Below are 23,706 nucleotides of genomic sequence, written 5' to 3' on the forward strand. Positions count from 1 at the left end.
CCGTCGGCGCGCGGTGGGCGCGGTGGTTCGTGGGGGGCGGGAACGGTCGCGAACGGGCCCCGTCGCCGCCTCAGTTCGCCGGGCTCCGTGCGGCCCGGCCCGCGGTTTCGGGGACGACCTCGGACGCCCATGTGGTGATCCTCTCGACCAGTCCACGGTGGTGCCGTATCCAGCGGAAGTGGTCCAGCGGCCGGCCGCCCGCCGCGGACCGGGCGTAGTGCCAGCGGTCGACGCGGGCCGCCGGCATCTTGCCGCAGAGGTGGGCGACGGCGCGGGGCGGCGCCAGGTCGTCGCTCTCGACGTCCACCGCCAGCACCGGCAGCCGGACCTGCCGCAGCGCCGCCTCGTAGTCCCCGTGCGCGCCCGGCACCTCGTAACGGCCGGTGCGCACCTGGCGGGCCCAGTCGCGGATCAGGCGCGCGGACTCGCGTCCGGCGAAGCCGAGCCGCTCCCCCGGCCAGTAGCCGAGCAGCGCCGCGCCGGCGGCGTAGAGCTGGCTGAGCAGCAGCCACCTGGGGCCGGCCAGCGGCCCGAAGCACCGGTACCAGGCGGAGCCGGTGGCCACCAGGACGACGCCGGCGACGTCCGGCTGGTACAGGCCGCAGTGCACGAGCCCCAACTGGCCGCCGAGGCTGTGCCCGAGCAGCAGCACGGGGGCGTGCGGAAAGGCCTCGCGCACCCGGCGCAGCACCGCGCCCACGTCGTGTTCGACGATCTCCCGGTAGCCGAAGCCGACGCCGCGCCCGGGCAGCGGCCGGCTCTCCCCGTGGCCGCGCAGATCGGTGGTGACGACGGTCATCCCCCGTCGGTGCAGCGTCCTGACCAGCGGGGTGTAGTGGCGGGCGGCCATGCCCATGGCGGGCAGCAGCACCACCACCGGCGTGGTGGGGTCCTCGTGGGCCAGGGCGCGGACCGTCAGGCGGGCGCCGTCGGGGGCGGTGATCCCGGCGAGCACCGGGAAGCGGGGCGGCCTCACCGGTCCCCCAGCCGCCAGCCCACGACGCCGGCGCCCCAGGTGACGCCCGCGCCGAAGGCCGCGAGTCCCAGCAGGCCCGCCCCTCCCAGACGACCCTCGTGGCGGGCCTGGGCCAGGGCCACGGGGATGGACGCGGAGGAGGTGTTGGCCACCCGGTCCACGTTGAGGAAGAGCCGGTCGTCGGACAGGCCGAGCTCCTTGCCGACGGCGCGGACGATGCGGGCGTTGGCCTGGTGGGCGACGAAGAGGTCCAAGTCGTCGCTCTTCAGGGCCTGGTGTTCGAGCACTCGGCGGGTCGCCGCGGTCATCTTCTCCACGGCGTGCACGAAGATCTCCCGGCCGTCCATGCGCAGCACCCGCTCGTGGCGGTCGGCGTAGAGCAGCGGTATCCCCTCGCCGTCGGAGGCCAGGAAGAAGCGGGGGCGGGGGGCGTCGGGCACGTCGGCGAGCAGGACCGCGCCGGCGCCGTCGCCCAGCAGGACGGCGGTGGAGCGGTCGTCGCGGTCGGTGATCCGGGTGAGCGCCTCGGCCCCGCAGACCAGCACCGCCTCCGCCCGTCCGGATTCGATGAGGGCCGCGGCGTGGTCCAGGGCGTAGACGAAGCCGGCGCAGGCGGCGTGCAGGTCGAAGGCGGCGGCCTGCGGCATGCCGAGGCGGGTGGCCACTTCGACGGCCAGGCCGGGGGTGACCCGGTCGGGCGTGGTGGTCGCGACGACGATGTGGCGCACGTCCCGGGCGGCGCACCCGGCGGCGGACAGCGCCTGCCGGCAGGCGGCGAGGGCGAGGTCCGCGAGGTGACCGTCCGGCGCCAGGAAGCGGCGTTCCCTGATGCCGGTGCGTTTGGTGATCCACTCGTCGGAGGTGTCGAGGTGGGTGAAGTCGCTGTTGGGGACGGTCCGTGGGGGCAGTTCGGCGCCGATGCCGACGATCGCCGCTGTCATCGCGTGGTCTCCTTCGCCGGCGGCCGGCGGCCGCCTTCCCTGGGCGGGCGCCCGGCTTGTGCCGCCCGTCGGCCGGCTTCGTGGAGCACCTGCCCGCCGCCCTCCATGTGCACGGCGTGCATGCCGCCGTCGGCGTGCACGATCTCGCCGGTGACGGTGGCGGCGAGGTCCGAGAGCAGGAAGAGCACCGGTCCGGTGAGCCGGGCGACGTCGGCCCGGTCCCAGCCGAGCGGCGCCTGCTCCTCCCAGCGGTCCGCGATCCGGTCGAAGGTGCTGATGCCGCGTCCCGCCACGGTCTCCACCGGTCCGGCCGCGACCAGGTTGACGCGGATGCCGGACGGGCCGAGGTAGAGGGCGAGGTAGCGGCAGACGGCGCCGAGGGCGGCCTTGCCGACGCCCATCCAGTCGTATCCCGGCCAGGCGGCGGAGGAGTCGAAGTCGAGGCCGACCACGCTGCCGCCGCGTCCGGGGCCGCCCAGCAGGGGGGCGAGGGTGGTGGTCAGCGCGTGCAGGGAGTACGCCGCCGTGCGGAAGGCGTGCGTGGCGCTGTCCGGGCCGGTGGTCAGGAAGTTGCCGCTGACGGCGTCCTTCGGCGCGGAGGCGACGGCGTGCAGCACGCCGTCCACGCCGCCCCAGCGCTTGTCCAGTTCCCGGGCGAGGAGGGGGAAGTCGCCGGGCCGGGTGACGTCGAGCTCCAGCACGTCGGGCGGGTCGGGGAGGCCCGCGGCCGCGGCCTCGGTGATGCGCCGGGACCGGCCGAAGCCGGTGAGCAGGATCTCGGCGCCGGCCTCTTGCAGGGCGCGGGCGGTGTGCCAGGCGATGGAGTCCTGGTTGAGCACGCCCGTGACCAGGTAGCGCCGTCGAGCGAAGGAGAGCATCAGCGTGGGCCTTTCGCGGGCGGAGGGGTTCCCGGGGAGGCCAGGACGAGTGCCGCGTTGTGGCCGCCGAAGCCGAACGAGGTGGAGAGCCCGATCAGGGGCCGGCCGGGCTGCGGCGGGGGCAGCGGCCGGGCGGTGCGGACCAGGTCCAGCGGGCCGAGCCGCTCGTCCGGGCGGCGCAGCCCGACGGTCGGCGGCGCGGTGGCCCGGCGCAGGGCCTGGAGGGTGGCGACGGCCTCCACCGCCCCGGCGGCCCCCAGCAGGTGGCCCAGGCTCGACTTGCTGGAGGACAGGGGGACGGTGGTCAGCGCCTCCCCCAGCGCCAGTCGCAGCGCGTCGCACTCGAGCTGATCGTTGAGGACGGTGCCGGTGCCGTGCGCGTTGACGTAGGCGATGTCCCTCGGCGTGACGGCGGCGTCGGCCAGCGCGCGGGTGACGGCCGCCGCCGCGCGGCGCCCGCCGGGTTCCGGCGCGGTCAGGTGGTGGGCGTCGGAGCTGGCTCCGTAGCCGAGTACGGTGCCGAGCGCGGGGGCTCCGCGGGCGGCGGCTCCGGTGGCGGTCTCCAGCAGCAGGACACCTGCCCCCTCGCCCAGCAGGAATCCGTCCCGGTCCCGGTCGAACGGCACGGAGGTGCCGGAGGGTGAGAGGGCCCCGGCGTTGCGGAAGGAGGCGGCGATCAGGTCCGAGGTGGCGGACTCCGCGCCGCCGACCAGGACCGCGTCCGCCGCCCCGGCCGCCAGCAGGCGCAGCCCCGTGCCGACGGCCTGGGCACCGCTGGCGCACGCGGAGGCGACGCAGAGGGACTCGCCCTGGAAGCCGTAGCGCAGCGACAGGTGCGCGGCGGCGGCGTTGCCCATCATCATGGGCACCATCAGGGGGGAGACGTACTCCGCGCCCTGCCCGGCGAGGACCTCGCGCTGGGCTTCGAAGCTGGACGTGCCGGCCAGTCCGCAGCCGATGACGCAGGCGATCCGCTCGGGGGGGTAGGGGGGATCGTCCGTCTGCCAGCCGGCGCGGTCCAGGGCCTCGGCGGCCGCCACGAGCGCGAGCTGGGTGAAGCGGTCCGTGCGGCGGACCTGCTGGCGGGAGAGGTGGTCCCCGGGCTTGAAGCCGGCGCACCGGCCGACTCCGCCGGCCAGGCCGCTCTCCCCCGCCACCGCCCGGTCGTGCAGCACGTCGGCACCGACTCCGAGGGGGGTGACCGCCCCGAAGCCGGTGATGACTCCTGCGGTCACGCGAGCCCGGCTTTTTCGCAGCAGACCTTCAGCAGCTGCCCCAGGGTCTCGACCTCGTCGAAGTCCTTGGGCTTGACGGGTATCCGCAGGTCCTTGCGGAGGGACTGGCTCAGTTCGACCATGTCGAGCGAGTCCACTTCCAGGTCGTCGATCGAGGCGTCGGGGACGATGGCGGAGCGGTCGACCCCGAGCTCCACGAGGGCGTCGGTGACGTAGGTTTCGACGGCCTCGCGGTCGAGCGTGTCGGACATGGGGCTCCTCTGGTGGAAGACGTCTGGGGCTTGTCGGGGACGCGGGACGGGTGTCCGGCCCGTCGTCAGACCGCGGCGGCGCCCGCCCTGCTCGCGTGGTACGGGGACCAGTACCACTGCCGCCAGTAGCTCTCCGCGATGTCCAGCCACTCCTCCAGCCGCTCGGCGCTGTCGAGGAAGCGGGAGGCGCTGACCACCAGCCAGCTGTAGACGGCCTGGCTGTCCCGGCAGCCGTTGCAGTCGCCGGAGGTGCAGCAGAACTGCAGCGTCTCGTAGTCGGCGCCCCAGGCGGCGAAGCCGGGGATCACCGGATTGCCGTTGGCCACGCGGTCGGCGTGTGCGGGGTGGTCCACGCTGAGGCTGGGACAGACGTCGTAGCCGAAGCGGCCGCCCCAGTGGCTGGCCCCGGTGATCAGCGTCCGGATGAAGTAGGGGTGGCTGACCACCGTCTCGGGGTAGAGCTCCTTGACGCGCAGGGCCTCGTCGAGGACGCGCCGCTCGTTCTCGATCCGGATCGGGTTGTCGCTGCCGTGCTCGCTGTAGAAGTTGAACGTGACGATGTTGCCGTTCTCGGCGATCTTCCGGACCGTGGGCTCCAGATGGGGGACGCCGGCCTCGGCGAGCGCGAAGATGAACATCACCCGGGGATCGTCCCGGTAGTGGCCGAGCGCGGTGTCGAACAGGCCGGTGAAGGTGGAGCCGTTGACGCGGATGGCGCGCAGGTCGTCGTCCAGGGGGCCGCCGCCGAAGATGCTCACGGCGATCGCGATGTCCTCGAAGCCCTCCTTGGGCATGGGGCGCAGCCCGTTGGTGGAGATGGTGATGTAGGGCAGCTCCTCCATGAACGCCTCGACCCTGCGCGGCACCAGGGTCGGCTCGCCGCCGATCAGCGTGGCCTGGTTGACGCCCTCGTCGCGCAGCCGGCGCGCGAAGGCCCGGATCCTGCCCAGGTCGGACAGTTCCTTCACGGCGGTGTCGAAGCCGCCCTCGAAGTACCAGCAGCCCTTGCAGCGGATGTTGCACGCGTTGGTGAGGTGGACCTCGCAGGAGCGGACCGTGCGGCCCTGGCGGCGGACGCGGTGCAGGCGCTCGGCGAGATCGGGCCGGTCCGCGAGCAGGGCCGCGGTGCGTTCCTTGACCTCCCTCCGGCTGGGAGGGCGCTGCGTGATCGTGACCGGTATTGCCATCGGGCGGTGCTCCTCGCGTGTCGTGGGGGGCCGGTGTCCGGGGCGCCGGAGGTCTACTGGTCGGGGTTGCGCAGCCCGAGCCGCTCGACGCGCGGCAGCACCTTCTCGCGCCAGACGTCGCACGCCTGGCCGTTGGTCGTCCGGCGCAGTCCGAACCGCACAGCGAGCCGGGACCGTTCGGAGCGGGGACTGCCGAAGATCTTCACGAAGGTGGGCCATAGCCGGTCCAGGGCCTGTTGCAGCTCGTGGTGGCCCTCCTCGGTCCGGGCGAGGTTGCGGCACACCCGGGCGCCGTGGGCGATGTGGATCTTCTCGTCGAGGATGATGGTGCGCACGGCCTCGGCCCAGGGCTTGTAGCTGCTGTGCGCGAACTCCGAGATCATCACCATGGCCGTCTCCTCGCCGATGTACGAGAAGATGCCGCGCTCGGCCCAGGTGGTGCAGGTGTGCAGCGTCTGGTCGGCGAACAGGTTCCGCTCGGCCAGGGTCTGCTTCTCCATGTATCCGGTGTCGACGCCGACGCCGGCCAGCACGGCCTTGCCGATTTTGTAGTGGTCGTATTCCTCGACCGCGCGCTCGGCACAGACCTGTCGTTCCTCGGCGTTGGGCGCGAGGGGCAGGAACACCTGGATGTAGTCGTCGCCTCCGGAGAGTTCCCCCTCGGTGTTGACCATCATCTGCCGCACCGCGATCTCCCGGTATTCCTCCGGCATCGCCAGGAATTCCTCCGGGGTCCGGACGACGACCTCCTCGTCGTCCGGGATGGACGTACGCACGATGATCTTCACCTCACTCAGGATCGTTGCCGGAAGCCAGGGCCGGCGGGCGACCGGTCGCCGAAGTCCGGCTTCGACCCGGCCCGGCCGCACACAACCGGCATGTCCGGCGATGCCACGGCAAACCTTTGGCCATCGCAGTCCGGCCGACAAGAGGTCTTGTCACCGCAGGGCCCAGATTTCACCATGCCCTCCCGAAGCAAACCGGATGGAGATCATCCATCACTTATGGGAGGTTTCCTGCCGAAGATCATCGATCGGGCCTTCTGTCCGGCACCCCCGTTCAGCAGTGCGACCGACACATCTCCGAATCAAACCGGTGTCATATGTTCCGCTTTCCTCGGGACGTGCCGCCGCCACGCGTCCCCGAGCGGCCGCGACCGGCACCCGAAGGCCCGGGCCGAGCGGCGACCGCCGTCTGACCTCGGGCCTCGCCCTCCCCCGCCCGCTCCGTCCCGGCGGACGGGGGTTTCGATCCCGCGCGCCCAGCCGGGGCGCCCGACGGCGCCGCGGACGCGCGAATGTGGCGGGAAAGCGACGACTGGGGCACGGCACTGCGGAAGCCGCGTCGCCCAGGGTGACCAAACCACCGGTGTCCCATGACCGTACGAACCCCTGCGCGCGGCCACCCGGTGCCCTTCGGGCACCAGCGCGAGGCCGACCGGTGTCCGGACCGGCCGCCCCGTACACGCGCCGCGCGTCCGGGAACGAGCCATGGCGCCGCGCGTCCGGGAACGAGCCATGGCGACGCGCGTCACCCCCCATTGGCATAGACCTGATTGTTCGACAGAAAACCATTCCCTCACGGTTGGTGATCACGTCGAAGCCGTTGCGTAATTTCCAAATTGATGGCTCGTCAAACGAAATCCACCGCATGATTTCGATTTGATTACGACGCCCTCACGGAGGGCTAGACCACCGTCACACGGTCACCACAACTCCCGGGCCGCAACGGTCGCTTGACTGATCATCAAATTCCAACCGTCCGGTGACGGAGGCGATTTCGCCTGCTGGCCCTCTTTGCCGGAATTCTCCGTCGATCTTGTCTGGCAGGCTTCCGCAGCACCCAGTCCCCTGACCAAGGAAGAGAGGGTGCGACATGTCCGGACGCAGAAGGCTCAAATCCCGGCAGCGAAGACCTCGTCGGCACATATTCATCACCGCCGCCGTGGCGGCGGCGGTGATCGGGGGAGGCGTGGCCTACCAGGTCACGCAGTCCGACAGCCGGCCCGCGCCGCTCGCGCAGGCCGAGGCGGCGGCGGCGACGCCGGAGCCGGCAGCCGAGCCGACCCGGGACAAGGAGCCCGAGCCGCTCAAGAAGAGCCCGGAGAACGAACCCCGTCGGGGCATGGTCTACGACGGCCTGAAGACAGCCCCCAAGGGCGACAAGTGTGCGGGGGTCTACCGCACCGACAGCGGACTGTGCACCCACGGTCCCGACGCCCCGCCCAAGGGCGTCGACATCGCGAAGGACACCGCCCCGGCGGTCAAGGCCAAGGCCGCCGCGTCCGACCCGGAGCGGCCGGAGGCCGCCGAGCCGGCCCCCGGCAAGCGCCCCCAGGACGCCCCCGCCGCCCTCGACGCGGCCACCGGCAAGGCCACCGATCCGGGTGCCGCCGCCGGGGGAACGCCGGCGACGCCGACGACGCCGTCCACCCCGGCGGACGGTCCGGCCGGACAGACCGTGCAGTGCGACGGCGACGGCAGCACCGGCAACCGCGTCCAGGTCGTGTACGCCCACGGCCCCGGCCGCGACCGGTACGCCGAGTACGCCGCCTCCTTCAAGAAGTGGGCGGCCGACGCCGACCTCATCTATTCGACGAGCGCCAAGGAGACCGGCGGCATCCGCCACATCCGCTACGTGACGTCGGCGGACTGCACGCCCTCCGTGCTCGACATCGAGCTCCCGGACTCCGCGCTCTCCGAGTTCAGCGCCACCAACCGGGCGCTCGCGGCCAAGGGTCTCGACCGCCGCGACCGCAAGTACATGGTCTTCGCCGACGCCCAGGTGTACTGCGGCATCGGCACCTTCAACGGCGACGAGCGACCGGGCCAGGACAACCTCAGCAACTTCGGCCCCTCCTACGGCCGTACGGACAACGGCTGCTGGGGCGGCCACACCGCCGCCCACGAACTCGGCCACAACCTGGGGGCGGTCAACAACAGCGCTCCCAACACCAGCCGTGGAGCACACTGCACCGACGAGTGGGACGTCATGTGCTACTCGGACTCGCCGTACTACCCCCAGATGCGCACCGTGTGCACGGACCGCGAGGCCGAGAACGTCCTGGACTGCAACCACGACGACTACTTCCACACCAACCCACGGCCCGGCAGCTATCTGGCGACCCACTGGAACATCGCCGACAACCAGTTCCTGATGAAGGCCAACGGCAACGGCACCCAGCCCAACCCCAACCCGAGCCCCACGCCGACGACCCGTCCGACGGCCGACCCCGGCCCGAGCGGAACCACCGGGCCTGAGGTGACGGTCGGTCAGGTGTCGGCCGACTCGGCCGTGGTCAGCTGGAAGCCCGTCAGCAACGCCGCGTGGTACCAGATCGTGCTCAACGGCAAGCACATGGCGTGGGTCCAGCCGAGCGTGGTCCGGATCTACAACCTCCAGCCCGGCACCCAGTACACCGTCGCCGTCGCCGTCCGCGACCGCGCCGGGCACGACACCAAGCCCGGCAAGGCGTCGTCGTTCCGCACCACGGGTTCGGGCGGCGGCACCACCGCCCCCAACACCCGTTACCTGCTGAACAACGGCGGCACCGGCAACGCCGCGGAGATCTGGGGCGGCCGCACCGCCGACGGCACGGTCCTCGTCGGGTCACGCACCAACGGCTACGCCGGCCAGCAGTGGTACTTCGACGACGCGGGCAGCGGCTACCAGCGCATCCGGTCCGCCGTCTCCGGCAAGTGCCTCCAGCTCGGCGGCCCCGCCGGGGCGGGCACCTGGGTCGCCCAGCAGCCCTGCGGGAACGCCGACTCCCAGAAGTGGCGGCTGTCCCCCAAGGGCAGCGGAGTGACGGTGGCCGCCAAGAGCGGCAACTACGTCCTGGGTGTGAGCAACCGCCCGTACTACGGCTCCTGGCTGCTCGAGCTCCAGAGCCCGGACGGACGCGCCGCGCAGGTCTGGGCGGTCCAGAAGGCCTGACCGGCCCTCCCGGCTCCCCCGGGCCCGGCGGGCAGCACGACGCTGCCCGCCGGGCCCGGCCGTCTCCTCACCCTCCCCCGCCGTACGCCGCCGCCCCGGCGGCCCCACCCCACCGGAGGCATCCGACCATGCGCCACCGCGCCGCCCTCCCGGCCGTCACCGCCCTGACGGCCCTGGCTCTGGCCCTGACCGCCGCCCCCGCCGCGCACGCCCACGGCGACACCTTGAAGGTGGAGGTCACCGGACAGGTCCAAGGCCATGTGACGACCGACGTGACGTGGGAGAACGACAACGACCCCGTCGACGAGAACGTCGCAGCCACCGTGAACGCCGTCAGCCCCGACGGAGACCGGACCGTCGGCCCCTGGAAGCTCCAGCGCGACCCCGCCAAGGCCGGCCGCTACACCACGGCCGAGACCCTCCCGGCCGGCCAGTGGAAGGTCACCGTGGAGGTGGGCTTCCCCGCCCTCGGCCGCGGAGAGAAGGAACTCACCGTCGACCCCGCGGCCGAGCCCGCGCCCCTTTCGTCCCCCACCGCCGCCGGGCCCCCCGTGCCCGAGCGCAAGACCTCCCCGGAGAAGCCCGCCACCCGGCCCCAGGCGGAGCCGGGGCACGAGGGCGGCGGATGGTGGATCGCCGCGGCGGGCGCCGCCCTCGCCCTCCTTGCCGGAGCCGGGGCCTTCTGGTGGAGGCGGCGCACCCGGTAGCCCGCTCCCCTGCCCGTACACCGCCGCGCCCGCCCCTGACGTGGAACAGCACGCGCGCGCCCTCTCGCCCCAGCGGGGCGGGACCGTGACCCCGGTGTGCCCGGAGACGAGCCGTCTGGAGTCGGTGACGTACGCGTACCCGGTCTCCCGTGCGGGGCGCCGTCCCGAGTGCTGGGATGGAGGGGAGAGCCCTGGGTGTGTGACGGCGCCCGGGGCTCTCACGGCCTCACGGTCTCGGGTCAGGTACGCCCCCGCCTGCTGGACGAGCGCGGTCGCAGCAGGGCGGCGGCCAGCACGGCCGGTGCGGTCAGGAGCAAGGTGGTCGTGACCAAGGACGTGCCGTGGACCGGCTCCTTGCTCAGGGACTCCAGGGAATGGTGGTAGGGGTGGCGTCCTGGCACCCGTGGGTGCCCGGGCGTGCTCGGGGCGGGCGTCGACGGGGACGGTGAGGGCACCGCCGGGCCGCCGGGGGTCTCGCCGGGCGGTACGGCCGGGACGGGACCCGGCTGTCCGGGGGCCGCGGGGGCGGCTCCGCCGGCCCCCGCACCACCCCCGCCCGCACCGCCCGCACCCGCACCGCCGGCACCCGAGCCGCCCGCGCCGCCCGCACCTCCTGCGCCGCCGGCTCCTCCACCGCCCGCACCGGCGCCTCCGGCGCCCGCGCCACCGCCCACGGCACCTCCGCCACCGCCGGCACCGGCACCACCGCCACCGGCGCCCGCACCGGCGTCTCCCCCACCAGCGCCACCACCCGCCGCACCACCGCCCGGGGCCGGTGCGCCTCCCGCGCCCCCACCGCCCCCGCCCCCACCGGCGGCCGGAGGAGCGGGCGCCGGGGGTGCCGGGGCGGGGGGTGCCGGTGCGGGCGGCGCGGGCGCCGGGGGTGCCGGGGCGGGGGGCGCGGGTGCCGGGGGTGCCGCCCTACGGCAGTTCAGCCATGCCTCCGCGTCCGCGGCCAGCACGTGCGCGACGGCGTTCACACACCCCCTACCGGTGTCGATCACATCCGCGCTCACGGCACCCCCGAGCGCGGTCACGCCGACGTGCGAGGGCGGATGGTCGGGCAGCAGTCTGGGCAGACGATGAAGAACAGCCGTCGCCGACGTGTTGCCGATCACGGCATGCGCCCCCGCCTCGTCCGCGACCCCCTCACCTGCCAGTGCCAGCACGGCGGCGGCCGCGGTCAGTGCGACGGCACACCCTCTTCTCAGGAGTCCCCTCATTCGGTACAGCTTGCAGATCCGCACGGGCGACCGGCTGTGTTCATGTCCGGATTCCTCCGATGGACGGAAAATTGCCTGAGCCTACGGGCGGGGGGTGTGGCGGCGGGCCCGTGGGGGAAGCCCCCGGACCCCGGCGCCTTCGCCTTCCTTCCCATGCCATGGGGTCAGGCGGGACCGGCATCCTGGCGAACGCACTCGATCTGGTAGTCCCCGGTGTCGGGATCGCGGGTCACGCCGTGCGTCTCGCTGTGGAAACCGGGGAACTCCCGGTCGAACGCCTCCAGGGCGCCGAGGTAGCGCAGCAACGGCCCGTCGTCGCCGCCCACGGACTCGCCCGGCATCAGCACCGGGATGCCGGGCGGCGTCACGGTGACCATGGCGGCGGCCACGCGGTCCGCGGCGTCCGCGATCCGTACGCGCTCGGTGCCCTGGCGGATGAGTCGCTGGTAGCACCACTGGGGCGGGGCCACGGGCTCGGGCAGTTCCTGGAAGGCCGTGTCGAGAAGGCTGACGAGGTCGGCCCGGCGCAGGTGGTCGTGCATCGACTGGCACAGCCCGGCCAGGGTCATGCCGGCGTAGCGCCGTGGATGCTCCGCGAGCAGGCCGGGAAGGACGCGGTCGAGGGGTGCGTCGTCGTCGTAGAGCGCCTTGAAGTCCATCAGGGCGTCCAGCAGAGTGCCCCACTTGCCCTTGGTGATGCCCATGGAGAAGAGGATGAGCGTGGTGTAGCTGTCGGTCTTCTCCACGACGATGTTCCGGGTGGCCAGGTAGGCCGTCAGCACGCGGGCGGGGATCCCCTGGTCGGCCCAGACGCCGGCGGCGTCGATGCCGGGGCAGGTCAGCGTCACCTTGACCGGGTCCAGCAGGCAGTAGCCCTCGCCGAGGCCGGGGAATCCGTGCCAGTCGGCGTCCGGGACCAGCTGCCAGCAGGAGCTCTGCGTGCGCAGCAGGTCGGCGGGGGCGTCGGGGAAGGCGTACCGCTCCCCGGTGGCGGGGTCGGTGACGGAGTCCGGCTGCCAGACGCCGAAGAACCAGGCGGGGCGGTCGCCCGCGGCCGCGACGCGTCGCCCGGTGCGGACCACGGCCTGGCGGAAGCGGACGGCCTCCGTGACCGCCTCGTCGATCAGCCAGTGTCCCTGGGGGCCGTCCATCATGCCGGCGGCCACGTCGAGGGAGGCGATGGCCGGATACAGCGGTGAGGTGGTGCCGTGCATCATGAAGGCCTCGTTGAAGCGCTCGTGGTCCACGGGCGCCCGGGGTGAGGGCTTGACGTGGACCATGGCGCTCTGTGACAGCGCGGCCAGCAGCTTGTGGGTGGACTGGGTGGAGAAGACGGTGGGGCGGTCGGGCCCGCTGAAGGTGTCGGGTCCGACGGACATGCCGTAGCGGCCCTCGTAGAGGGGGTGGAAGCGCGCGTAGGCGAACCACGCCTCGTCGAAGTGCAGTCGCGGCGTGCTCGGGGCGAAGGCGCGGGCGACCCGCACGGCGTCGTAACAGAGCCCGTCGTAGGTGGAGTTGGTGACGACGGCGTACTCGGCCTGCCGGGTCGTGGCTTCCCCGGCCAGGGCGTTGCGGGCGATGCGGTGCCCGACCCCTGCCGCCTCGATCTCGGCGGGCGGCAGCGGTCCGGCGAGGCCGTAGCCGTTGCGGGTGGGGACGAGGTAGACCGGGCGCGCGCCGGAGAGGATCAGGCCGTGCAGGACGGACTTGTGGCAGTTGCGGTCCACGAGCGCGATCTCGTCCTGGGAGACGCAGAAGTGCCCGACCATGCGGTCCGCGGTGGAGTTGCCGTGCAGCACGAAGTAGGTGCGGTCGGCGCCGAAGATCCGCGCGGCGTTGCGTTCCGCCTCTCCGACCGGGCCCGTGTGCTCGAAGAGGGAGCCGAGTTCCTCGACGGAGATGGACAGGTCGCTGCGGAAGAGCCGTTCGCCGTAGTAGTCGAAGAAGGCGCGTCCCACCGGGGACTTCAGGAAGGCGACGCCGCCCGCGTGGGCCGGGGTGTGCCAGGAGTACTCGTGGGAGCCGTCGAAGCGGCGCAGCGCTTTGAAGAACGGCGGCAGGACGGCCTCGCGGTAGCCGCGCGCGGCGCCGGCGATCCGGCCGGCGATGAAGCCGGGGGTGTCCTCCAGCGGCCATACGTAGCCGGCCACGGTTTCCGACACCCACAGGGGCAGGTGGTCGAGGTCGTCGTCCGCCCCGTCGGTCATGACGAGGAGGACGGGCAGGTCCTTGAAGCGCCGGGCGATCTGGCGCAGGACGGCGGCACCGCCCGGTTCCGTGCCGTCCTTCCCGCCGTCGGGCCGCTCGCCGTGGGGGAGGTCCCAGGCGACCACCGCGGCGGCCAGGCCGGCCTCGGTCCGCAGCACCGCCCGGGCGTCGGTGCCGGTGCGGGCCCAGCGGACCTCCAGTCCCTGGGACTCCACCGCCTCGCGGATCCTGCGCAGTTGCCCGCTCTCGGAGTCCTCTCCGAGCGGGTCCTGGCTCAGCGCGAACAGGACAGTGCCGCCGCCCATGCCCATTCCCCCCGTTTTTGAGATCATCGGAACGTCCTGGGCCAGTCTCGCGGCGCCGTCGCGCCTCGATGGCCCACGGGCGGCCGAATCACCCGTCAGGGGGGAACGGGTTCCACAACCCGATCGACTGCTCGAACGGAGGTCCGCGCCTGAACGCTCCCCGCCCTCCGGCTACTTGGGGCATTCCTTCCAGGCGAAGTGGTAAAGGGTGTTGATGTTCCCGTCGGTCGAGTCCATCGCCAGGAGGCTTGTCGTCTTCGTGGGGTCGGAGGTTCCGGCGTCCACGCGCAGCTCGGTGTTGATGTTGAAGTTCCGCATGGCCCCGCAGGGCGCGTAGACCAGCGCTTCGATGTCGGTCGTGTCCGACGTCTGCCAGTCGTCGTTGGCCGGGCCGGTGAAGTAGTGGTTGGCGTAAGTGGTCTGCTGCATGCCCTGGAAGTAGTAGTTGGCCCTCTGCAGACCCGTGGCCCCCTGTTGCAGGTGGGCGAAGCCGCGGTAGTCCGCCTGGGCGACCGCGTAGGTGAAGCCCGGGGGAACGTGGACGTTCAGGCCCAGCTGGCAGTTCTTGCGGAAGTCGGTGGGCTTCGCGCCCACGCCCACCTGGGCGACGTAGTTGCTGTAGGTGACGGTGAAGGCGGTGTTGTCGGGCGACACCGAGACGTGCGCGGTGCCGGCCGGGCAACCGGACCCGTTCACCGACACCACGTCGATCACGATCTTGTCGGGCGGTGGAACCCCCTGCGCGGCAACCGCCTCCGTGGAAAAGGAAACGGCCAGCAACACGCCGGCCGCCCCACCGATCACCACCGGTCTGAACATGGATGTCCTCCCCCAGCTCACGAGTTCTCGCGACCGTTCGCGCCGTGCCCCGGCCCCGGTCAGGGGCATTCCTTCCAGGCGAAGTGGTAAAGGGTGTTGACGCTGCCGTCCGTCGAGTCCATCGCCATGAAGCTGTTGGTGGTCGACGGGTCGGAGGTGCCGGCGCCCACCCGCAGTTCGGTGTTGACGTTGAGGATCCGCTGTACGCCGCACGGGGCGTAGACCAGCGATTCGACGTCCGTGACGTCGGAGGTCTGCCAGTTGTCGCTGGCCGGGCCGGAGAAGCGGTGGGACACCGAGGTGGTCTGGGACACGCCCTGGAAGTAGTAGCTGGCCTTCTCCAGGCCGGCGGCGCCTTGTTCCAGGTGCGCGAAGCCGCGGTAGTCCGCCCGGGCGATGGCGTAGGTGTAGCCCTGGGGGACGTGGATGTTCAGGCCGAGCTGGCAGTTCTTGCGGAAGTCGGTGGGCTTCGCGCCGACGCCCACCTGGGCGAGGTAGCTGCTGTACGACACGGTGAACGCCCGGTTGTCCGCCGCGACCGCCACGGCGGCCGTTCCGGCGGGGCAGCCCGATCCGTTGACCGCCACCACGTCGATCACGACTCTGTCCGGTGGCGGAACGCCCGCCGCAGCGGCCGACGGCGCGAAGGAGGTGGCCAGGAGGGCCACCGAGGCACTACCGATCAGCACCGGCCGGAACATGGGACCTCCCACAGCTCTGGGGACTGTTTCGCGGTCCATGCCACCACCGGCTTCAGGACATGTACAGGTCACCTTGGGCCAGGTTTGCCGGACGCCGTCCGGACGCCGTTCACTCGGCGCTGATCACCAGGGCGTAGTCGCCCAGACCGAGCAGGCGCTGCCCCGGGACGGCTCCCAGGGTGGTGTGGACGGTCCGGACGCGCCCGGTCGTGGGGTCGAAGGCGATGTCCTCGACCGTCCCGTGGTCGTCACCGAGCTCGGTCAGGACGCGGCTGCCCAGGGCCTCCCGGTGCGGCGGGGCCGCGGCGTCGGCGGTTTCGGCCGCCGGGAGGGAGCGGACCATGACCGCGTCGGGCCCGACGGCGTGGATCGTGCTCCAGGGCAGGACGTCATGGCCGCCCGCGGTCCGGCCCGAAAGGCGCACGTGGCTGACGCCCGCCGTGGAGGCGTCGATCGTCAGGGCCTCGACGGTGCCCACCTCGGCGGCCTCGCCGACGGTGATCACCTTCAGGCCCCGGGCCTGGGAGAGCAGCATCACCATGTCCGTTCCCCTCCCTCCCGTACCGCCCCGGGCCGGGGGGCGGCCTGCCGGGCGAGGTACATCTCGACCTGGGTGGTGAAGCTGGGCAGTTCGTCGGCGACGAGGTGGCGGGGGGCGGCGGGGATCACCAGCGCCTGTCCGGAGACGGCCAGAACCTCTTCGCGGGGCACGAACACGCTGCGCCGGCGGGGGTCGAGGGGCTCCGCCGCGGCGATCCGGAAGCCGGCCATCCGCCCGCCGCGTTCGACGACCACGTCGAGGACGGTGCCCGCCTCGGCACCCGCGTCCGTCACCACCCGCACGCCCAGGACGTCACCCTGTGCGGCCTCGCCCGAGGCGACGACCACACCGGCGGCCGCGAGCGCCTCCCGGCCGGGGATCATCACGGCCTGCCGGCCCAGCGCGTGCACCGAGGACCAGGGCAGGCTCTGCTTGAGGGGGCCCGCCAGCAGGCCGCGGCCGCTGAGGGTGAAGCCGGCGATCCGCCCGGCGGGGCTGTCGAAGACGGTGTCCTTGATCTGGGCGACGGCCTCCCCGCCGAGGGTGACGACCGGCCGTTTGGCCAACTCCGTGGCCAGCACGAGGGCGTTCACCGCGTTCCCCCCTTGCCGAACCGTCGTCCGCGCTGCACCGCGATCACCGTGCCGGCCCGCCTGCGGGCTTGTATGCCTGCCACCACGACGGCCGCCGCGAGCAGGCTCGCGACCACGATGACCAACCACCCCCACCAGACCATCGTCCACCTCCTGGTCCGTCACCGGCCCGGTGCCGGCCGCTCCGGCCCGGTCCGTGACACCCCGTATGCCCGCCGTTCCCGCTTCGATGCCACGGCCGGCGTGAACGCTCCGCCGTGCGCCGGCGGCCAGCACGCGCGCGCGTGGTGCAGGATCCGGTGACCGCCGTACCGGCGCTCCCCTGGCCGGTTCACACCACCTGGATACCGATGACGCAGGTGTCGTCGTCCGTGTCGGCCCTGCTGTGGGTGAGGACGTGCTCCAGCAGCTGTTCCACGCTCGGGGCCGACACCCGGGCGGTCGTCAGGAGGTGCGCCAGCGACTCGTGGACGGAACGGTCCCTCCGCTCGACCAGACCGTCCGTGTACATCAGCAGCACGTCGCCCTCGCGCAGCAGCAGCTCCCCCTCCTCACACATCGCTTCCCCGACGGCGCCCAGGAGCAGCCCGCCGAGCAGGGGCAGGGCGGTGGCCTGCCGGCCGCGGACCAGGACGGGCGGCAGGTGGCCGGCCCGGGCCCAGCGCAGGACGCGGGTCGCCGGGTCGTACAGTCCGCAGACGGCCGTCGCGGTGACGTGCTCGGTGAGGTGGTGGGCGACGGTGTTGAGCCAGGACAGCAGCTGTGCGGGGCTCGCACCGGTGACGGCGAGACCGCGCAGGGCGTTGCGCAGCACGACCATGCTCGTCGCCGCCTGGATGCCGTGGCCCGCGACGTCGCCGACGCACAGCAGGACCTGACGGGACGGCAGGACGACCGCGTCGTACCAGTCCCCTCCGACGAGGGAGTCCGACTCCGCCGGCCGGTAGCGGACAGCGACCTGGAGGCCGGGGACGTCGATCGGCGCCCGTGTCGGCGGCATGATGGCGTGTTGCAGCTGGAGGGCCAGCCGGTCGCGTTCGGCGGACTGCTGCTCGGTGTGCGCGAGCTGGTCCCGGGTCGCGGCCAGGGCGACCTCGGTCCAGTGCTGGGCGGAGATGTCCTGGTACGCGCCGCGCACCGCGAGGAGGCGGTCCTCGGCGTCGAGAACGGGCTCGGCCACGACGCGGATGTGCCGGGTGACGCCGTCCGGGCGTTGCAGCCGGAACGAGCTGGAGGCGGGGCGGCGGTGGTGCGTCAGGGTCCGCAGGAAGCGGCCGATGGCGACGGAGTCGTCGGGGTGGGCGTGGCCGGCCAGTTCGCGCAGCGGGATGGGGGCGGCGGCGGGCGGCAGACCGTAGAGCGTGAAGAGCTGGCTGTTCCAGGTGATGTCCCCGGTGACGGTGTTCTCTTCGAAACCGCCGATGCGTCCGAGGCGCTGCGCGTGCTGCAACAGGCTCGCGAGCCGCGCCATCTCGTCCTCGATGCGCCAGATGAGCAGCACGCTGCCGCCGTGGCGGCTGATGCTCACGTCGGCGACGGCCTTCAGCGGCACCTGGTCGACCAGCGCGGTCAGGGGCATGCGCCGGGCGCGGAACGGCTCGCCGGTGGCGTGGACGCGTTCGACCTTCTCGAAGAGGTCGCTGTCGCCGGCGGCCATGGGGTATGCCTCCAGCAGCAGCACCCCTTCGACGGCGCTGCGGGGCCGCCCGGCCGGATCCACGAAGCAGCTGTTGGTGTGGTAGATCCGGAAGTCGGTGAGGACGCCTTCGGCGTCGACGCAGGGCAGCAGGACCAGGGCGGGGTCGTAGAGGCCGTCGGCCAGGTCCACCAGTTCGCCGAGGCTGGACGGCGGCGCGCTCCCGGCCGTGGCGTGCCCCGTCCCGTTCGGGGAGCAGGTCTCCAGAGTGTGGGCGCACAGCTCGGCCAGGGCCTCGACCTGCCGCTCGATCCGGGGCGGCTGCGGCGCCAGGGCGTGCGGCCAGCAGATCTCCAGGACGCCGTGGATGCGTCCGCCGGTCCCCGCGGGAACGACCACCCGGCCGCCCCGCGTGTGCTGGTGGCCGATGGAGGGGACACCGGCCCGCGGGAAGGAGGGGAACCACACGGTCCTGCGTTCGGCGAGGGCCTGCCGGGCGGCGGTGGCCACCCCGGGCGGTACGTACCGCCAGCGCCCGGCCTCCCCGGTGGCGAACCCGGCGTGGCCGGCGAGGGTGAGCGAGCCGTCGGGGCCGACGGTCCAGACGGCCACGGCCGTGGCGCCCAGGGGCGCCAGCGCGTGTTCCAGCAGGGACTCGGCGACGGCCTGGGTGTCGTCGGCGGCCAGGCTGGCGCTCTCCGCCGTGCGCAACCGGACCGCGAGGGAGGTGCCGGAGACCTCTTCCCGCGCGGGGGAGGCGGCTCGTTCGACGAAGTCGCAGGCGGCCTCGGTCAGGCGGTCGCGGGCGGCTTCGTTGACGATGTCGGCGGCCAGTTCCAGCTGGGACAGTCCGGCCTGGCCGGCCAGGGCCGAGAGCTGCCGCGCCGCCTCGGCGGGGCTGCACTTGAGGCGCTCCACGAGGACGCCCTTGGCCAGCTCGACCAGGGCACGGCCGTCGGCCGCCGCGTGGGCGGCCGTCACCTGCCGGCGCAGCCGCTCCACCGTGGCGGCCAGCCGGCCGACCGAGGAGGGGGGATCGCCGTCGCCGTCCGCCGTCCTGCCGTCCTCACCCGTCCGCGACTGCGGGGGGACGGTGCCGCCGCGCGGGCGGCCGGCGGCCTTGCCGGGTCTCGGCCGGTCGTCGTCCGGGTCCGACGGGGAAGGCTGCTCACGAGTGCTCACGGTGTTGCTGACTCCTCGGTGAAGGGCAGGTGACGGCGCCTACGGCCAGGGCGTCGCCGGCGTCACCGGTCGTTCAGCCAGCGGCGGACGCAGGCGATCAGGTCGGCGGAGTCCACGGGCTTGGTGACGTAGTCGCTGGCGCCCGAGGCGAGGCTCTTCTCCCTGTCCCCCGGCATGGCCTTGGCCGTGACGGCGACGATGGGCAGCCGCGCGTACGCCGGCATGCGCCGGATCTCGGCGGTGGCGGCGTAGCCGTCCATCTCCGGCATCATCACGTCCATGAGCACCAGGTCGATGTCCGGGTGTGCGGTGAGCGTCTCGATGCCCTTGCGGCCGTTCTCCGCATGCAGCACCTGGATGCCCTGGAGTTCGAGGATGCCGCTGAGGGCGTAGAGGTTGCGGGCGTCGTCGTCCACGACGAGCACCGTACGGCCGGCCAGGCTGTCGTCGGCGGGCTGGGGGGCCGTCCGGTCGTGTTGCCCCGCGCAGGCGAGCGGGAGCACGTCGCCGGGCTGCTCCGCGGTGAGGTGCAGGGCGATGCGCTCGCGCAGTTCGTCGAGGCTGGAGAGGAGTTCCAGCGGGCTCGCGTCGGCGCGCGCCCGGAGCGTCCGCTCGTGCGCGGTGGGCAGGCGTCTGCTGTTGTGGGCCAGGACGGGCACCTGGGTCAGGGCGGAGTCGCCGTCCATCGCTTCGAGGAAGCGCAGCGCCTCCCCGTCGGGCATGTCGAGTTCGAGGACCACGCAGTGGCAGGGCTGGGCGGCGAGGGCGGCCGCCGCCTCCCGGGCACCGGCGACGGTGACGACCTCGGGGACCTCCTGGGGCGGGGACTCGGGGCTGCCGACCAGGTCGGCCACGGCGCTCTCGGCGACGAGGGAGAGCAGGCCGCGCGGGCGCTCCTCGATGACCATGAGGCGGCGCTTCTGCCGCGGCAGCGGGACCGGCGGGCCACCGGCGTGGGACGCGTTGCGGTCCTTGCCCGGGAGGGCCGCTTCCGCGGGCGGGGTGCCGGCCGGTTCCTCGAAGTCGGCGCGCGCCACCGGCAGGTAGAGGGTGAAGGTGCTGCCCTTGCCCGGGGTGCTCTGCGCGGTGACCGCTCCGCCGAGCAGGTAGGCGATCTCCCTGCTGATGGACAGCCCCAGCCCCGTCCCGCCGTACGCGCGGTTGGTGGTGCCGTCCGCCTGCTGGAAGGCGCCGAAGATCGTCTCCAGTTGCTGTTCGGCGATGCCGATGCCGGTGTCCTTCACCCGGAAGGCCACGATGGTGCCTCCGGGCAGGACGGACTCGGGGACCTCCTTGTCGGAGGCGGCCTCGATGCGCAGCTCGACGGCGCCGCGTTCGGTGAACTTCACCGCGTTCGACAGCAGGTTGCTCAGCACCTGGCGCAGCCGCGAGTCGTCGGTGAGCAGTTCGTCGGGGATGCCGGGGGCCGTGCTGATCGTGAAGTCGAGGCTCTTCTGGGTCGTCATCGGCCGGAACGTCGTCTCGACGTAGTCGAGCAGGTGCCGCAGCGAGACCCGTTCGGGGTTGATGTCCATCTTGCCCGCCTCGACCTTCGACAGGTCGAGGATGTCGTTGATGAGCTGGAGCAGGTCCGATCCGGCGGAGTGGATGATGCCCGCGTACTCCACCTGCTTCGGGGTCAGGTTCCGGGTGGTGTTCTGTTCGAGCAGCTGCGCGAGGATGAGCAGGCTGTTGAGCGGGGTGCGCAGCTCGTGGCTCATGTTGGCCAGGAACTCGGACTTGTACTTCGATGCCAGGGCGAGCTGCTGCGCCCGGTCCTCCAGCTCCTGCCGGCCCTGCTCGATCTGGAGGTTCTTGGCTTCGATGTCGCGGTTCTGCGAGGCGAGCAGGGCGGCCTTCTCCTCCAGCTCCTGGTTGGAGCGCTGGAGTTCCTCTCTTTGCACCTGGAGCTGTTCGGAACGGGCCTGGAGCTCACCGGCCAGCCGCTGGGACTCCTCCAGCAGCTCGTCGGTGCGCGCGTTGGCGACGATGGTGTTGACGTTGACGCCGATGGTCTCCATCAGCTGGTCCAGGAAGTCCCGGTGCACCTGGGTGAAGCGCGTGACCGACGCCAGCTCGATCACGCCGAGCACCTGCTCCTCGGCCACGATGGGCAGCACGATCAGGCTGGCCGGCGTCGTGTGCCCCAGCCCCGACGAGATGGTGACGTAGCCGCCCGGCAGGTCGTCCACGGCGATGGTGCGGCGGTTTCTGGCCGCCTGGCCGACCAGGGAGCGCCCCAGCGGTATGCGGGTGGGCCGCGCCGGGTCGTCGGGGTAGCCGTAGGAGCCGACGAGGGCGAGCTCGGTGCCGCCGGCGGTCTCCTCGGCCAGGTAGAACGCGCCGTACTGGGCGGAGACCAGGGGGGTCAGCTCGTCCATGACGAGCTCGGCGACCAGCGCCAGGTCGCGGTGCCCCTGCATGAGGCCCGAGATGCGGGCCAGGTTGGACTTGAGCCAGTCCTGCTCCTGGTTGGCCCGGGTCGTCTCGCGCAGGGACTCCACCATCGCGTTGATGTTGTCCTTGAGCTCGGCGACCTCCCCGGAGGCGTTGACGGTGATGGAGCGGGTGAGGTCGCCCTCGGCCACCGCGCTGGCGACCTCCGCGATGGCCCGGACCTGCCGGGTGAGGTTGCCGGCCAGTTCGTTGACGTTCTCCGTCAGGCGCTTCCAGGTGCCGGACACGCCCTCCACCTCGGCCTGGCCGCCCAGCCGGCCCTCGCTGCCGACCTCGCGGGCCACGCGCGTGACCTCCGCGGCGAACGACGAGAGCTGGTCGACCATCGTGTTGATGGTCGTCTTCAGTTCCAGGATCTCGCCGCGCGCGGCCACGTCGATCTTCTTCGACAGGTCGCCGTTGGCGACGGCGGTGGTGACCTGGGCGATGTTGCGCACCTGGCCCGTCAGGTTGTTCGCCATCGAGTTGACGTTGTCGGTGAGGTCCTTCCAGGTGCCGGCCACGTTGGGCACCCTGGCCTGACCGCCGAGCATGCCCTCGGTGCCGACCTCGCGGGCCACGCGGGTGACCTCGTCGGCGAAGGCGGAGAGCGTGTCGACCATCGTGTTGATGACGGCGGTGAGCGCCGCGATCTCGCCCTTGGCCTCCACGGTGATCTTCTGCGAGAGGTCACCCCGCGCGACGGCGGTGGCGACCTGCGCGATGGAGCGCACCTGGCCGGTGAGGTTGGAGGCCATGACGTTGACGTTGTCGGTGAGGTCCTTCCACGTCCCCGACACGCCCCGTACGGTCGCCTGACCGCCGAGCTTGCCCTCCGTGCCGACCTCGCGGGCGACACGGGTGACCTCGTCGGCGAAGGCGGACAACTGGTCGACCATCGTGTTGATGGTCTCCTTCAGATCCAGGATCTCGCCCCGCGCCGTCACCGTGATCTTCTGCGACAGGTCACCCCGGGCCACCGCGGTGGCGACCTGGGCGATGGAGCGGACCTGGGCGGTGAGGTTGCCCGCCATGGAGTTCACCGAGTCGGTCAGGTCGCGCCAGGTGCCCAGGACGCCCTTGACGTCGGCCTGGCCGCCGAGTCGCCCCTCCGTGCCGACCTCGCGCGCCATGCGGGTGACCTCGTCGGCGAAGGCGGACAACTGGTCGACCATCGTGTTGATGGTCTCCTTCAGATCCAGGATCTCGCCCCGCGCCGTCACCGTGATCTTCTGCGACAGGTCACCCCGGGCCACGGCCGTGGTGACCTGGGCGATGTTGCGGACCTGGGCGGTGAGGTTGCCCGCCATGAAGTTGACCGAGTCGGTCAGGTCGCGCCAGACCCCGCCGACGCCGGGCACCTCGGCCTGACCGCCCAGCCGGCCCTCGCTGCCGACCTCGCGGGCCACGCGCGTGACCTCCGCCGCGAACGACGAGAGCTGGTCGACCATCGTGTTGACGGTCTCCTTCAGCTCCAGGATCTCGCCGTGGGCATCGACGTCGATCTTCTGGGAGAGGTCGCCCCGGGCCACGGCGGTGGCCACCTGGGCGATGTCCCGGACCTGGGAGGTGAGGTTGCCGGCCATGGCGTTGACCGAGTCGGTGAGGTCGGCCCAGGTGCCCGACACCCCGGGCACCTCGGCCTGGCCGCCCAGCGTGCCCTCGGTACCCACCTCGCGGGCGACGCGGGTCACTTCGGACGTGAACAGCGCCAGCTGGTCGACCATGCCGTTGAAGACCAGGGCGATCTCGCCGAGCAGACCATCGGCGTCGTCTGGTAAACGGGTGCCGAAGTCCCCGTCGCGCACGGCTGTGAGACCGGCCAGCAGCCGCCGCAGTTCCGGCTCCCCCGCCTTGCCCCCGCCGGCCCCCGCCCTCCTGCGGGACGCGGGCTTCGAGCCGTCGACCGTCGTGCCAGCCATGTCCAACCTCGTTCCGCTCGGACGTCACA

The 23,706-nt window shown here is 72.5% G+C and carries 17 protein-coding genes; 2 read left to right on the top strand and 15 right to left on the bottom strand.

Translation table 11 applies throughout. From position 1 onward, the window contains the following. Nucleotides 1-70: 70 nt before the first annotated feature. From CYQ11_RS01695 to CYQ11_RS01725, 7 genes are all read right to left on the bottom strand, one after another. Nucleotides 71-976 carry an alpha/beta hydrolase family protein gene (locus tag CYQ11_RS01695; RefSeq protein WP_099199307.1) on the bottom strand — a complete coding sequence of 302 codons (906 nt, stop codon included), beginning with the start codon at nucleotides 974-976 and terminating at the stop codon, nucleotides 71-73. Beyond that, nucleotides 973-1,917 (bottom strand): 3-oxoacyl-ACP synthase III family protein, encoded by a 945-nt coding sequence (locus CYQ11_RS01700; RefSeq protein WP_099199308.1) that lies wholly within the window; start codon nucleotides 1,915-1,917, stop codon nucleotides 973-975. Before CYQ11_RS01700 ends, CYQ11_RS01695 begins: the two co-directional genes overlap by 4 nt. Next, entirely contained in the window at nucleotides 1,914-2,795 is an 882-nt protein-coding gene (locus tag CYQ11_RS01705) for an SDR family oxidoreductase (protein WP_181143541.1), read from the bottom strand. Before CYQ11_RS01705 ends, CYQ11_RS01700 begins: the two co-directional genes overlap by 4 nt. Beyond that, nucleotides 2,795-4,030, bottom strand: coding sequence for a beta-ketoacyl-[acyl-carrier-protein] synthase family protein (locus tag CYQ11_RS01710; RefSeq protein WP_099199309.1), 1,236 nt, complete (start codon nucleotides 4,028-4,030; stop codon nucleotides 2,795-2,797). The genes CYQ11_RS01705 and CYQ11_RS01710 overlap by 1 nt, the downstream gene beginning before the upstream one ends. Continuing rightward, nucleotides 4,027-4,281 carry an acyl carrier protein gene (locus CYQ11_RS01715; RefSeq protein WP_099197853.1) on the bottom strand — a complete coding sequence of 85 codons (255 nt, stop codon included), beginning with the start codon at nucleotides 4,279-4,281 and terminating at the stop codon, nucleotides 4,027-4,029. Before CYQ11_RS01715 ends, CYQ11_RS01710 begins: the two co-directional genes overlap by 4 nt. A gap of 65 nt (nucleotides 4,282-4,346) precedes the next feature. Continuing rightward, complete coding sequence (locus tag CYQ11_RS01720; RefSeq protein WP_099197854.1) at nucleotides 4,347-5,468, bottom strand: radical SAM protein; 1,122 nt, start codon at nucleotides 5,466-5,468, stop codon at nucleotides 4,347-4,349. Nucleotides 5,469-5,521: 53 nt separating this feature from the next. After that, entirely contained in the window at nucleotides 5,522-6,256 is a 735-nt protein-coding gene (locus CYQ11_RS01725; protein WP_240003190.1) for a Phenylacetic acid catabolic protein, read from the bottom strand. A gap of 1,087 nt (nucleotides 6,257-7,343) precedes the next feature. Between CYQ11_RS01725 and CYQ11_RS01730 the strand changes: the two genes are divergently transcribed. Continuing rightward, a complete protein-coding gene (locus tag CYQ11_RS01730) occupies nucleotides 7,344-9,404 on the top strand; it encodes an RICIN domain-containing protein (RefSeq protein ID WP_240003191.1) in 2,061 nt (686 codons plus the stop codon). Between the two features lie 128 nt (nucleotides 9,405-9,532). Then, complete coding sequence (locus tag CYQ11_RS01735) at nucleotides 9,533-10,111, top strand: hypothetical protein (protein WP_099197855.1); 579 nt, start codon at nucleotides 9,533-9,535, stop codon at nucleotides 10,109-10,111. 1,387 nt (nucleotides 10,112-11,498) lie between these two features. On the opposite strand, the gene CYQ11_RS01745 is transcribed toward CYQ11_RS01735, so the two are convergent. The 8 genes from CYQ11_RS01745 to CYQ11_RS01775 form a co-directional block, all read right to left on the bottom strand. After that, nucleotides 11,499-13,847: an Orn/Lys/Arg family decarboxylase gene (locus tag CYQ11_RS01745; RefSeq protein ID WP_099197983.1), complete on the bottom strand. Its 2,349-nt coding sequence runs from the start codon at nucleotides 13,845-13,847 to the stop codon at nucleotides 11,499-11,501. 171 nt (nucleotides 13,848-14,018) lie between these two features. Next, nucleotides 14,019-14,666, bottom strand: coding sequence for a DUF4360 domain-containing protein (locus CYQ11_RS01750; protein WP_099197856.1), 648 nt, complete (start codon nucleotides 14,664-14,666; stop codon nucleotides 14,019-14,021). 59 nt (nucleotides 14,667-14,725) lie between these two features. After that, nucleotides 14,726-15,367: a DUF4360 domain-containing protein gene (locus tag CYQ11_RS01755; protein WP_099197857.1), complete on the bottom strand. Its 642-nt coding sequence runs from the start codon at nucleotides 15,365-15,367 to the stop codon at nucleotides 14,726-14,728. A 109-nt stretch (nucleotides 15,368-15,476) separates the two neighbouring features. Next, a complete protein-coding gene (locus CYQ11_RS01760) occupies nucleotides 15,477-15,908 on the bottom strand; it encodes a hypothetical protein (protein ID WP_338105396.1) in 432 nt (143 codons plus the stop codon). Next, complete coding sequence (locus tag CYQ11_RS01765) at nucleotides 15,902-16,501, bottom strand: PRC-barrel domain-containing protein (protein WP_099197858.1); 600 nt, start codon at nucleotides 16,499-16,501, stop codon at nucleotides 15,902-15,904. The genes CYQ11_RS01760 and CYQ11_RS01765 overlap by 7 nt, the downstream gene beginning before the upstream one ends. Next, on the bottom strand, nucleotides 16,498-16,644 hold the full coding sequence (locus tag CYQ11_RS29335; protein WP_181143542.1) for a hypothetical protein: 147 nt from the start codon (nucleotides 16,642-16,644) through the stop codon (nucleotides 16,498-16,500). The genes CYQ11_RS01765 and CYQ11_RS29335 overlap by 4 nt, the downstream gene beginning before the upstream one ends. Nucleotides 16,645-16,832: 188 nt before the next feature. Then, a complete protein-coding gene (locus tag CYQ11_RS01770; RefSeq protein WP_099197859.1) occupies nucleotides 16,833-19,319 on the bottom strand; it encodes a SpoIIE family protein phosphatase in 2,487 nt (828 codons plus the stop codon). A 62-nt stretch (nucleotides 19,320-19,381) separates the two neighbouring features. Further along, nucleotides 19,382-23,677 carry a HAMP domain-containing protein gene (locus CYQ11_RS01775; protein WP_099197860.1) on the bottom strand — a complete coding sequence of 1,432 codons (4,296 nt, stop codon included), beginning with the start codon at nucleotides 23,675-23,677 and terminating at the stop codon, nucleotides 19,382-19,384. Nucleotides 23,678-23,706: the final 29 nt, after the last annotated feature.

Origin of the sequence: Streptomyces cinnamoneus (genome assembly GCF_002939475.1) — a bacterium.
In the GTDB taxonomy this organism is placed as follows: domain Bacteria; phylum Actinomycetota; class Actinomycetes; order Streptomycetales; family Streptomycetaceae; genus Streptomyces; species Streptomyces cinnamoneus_A.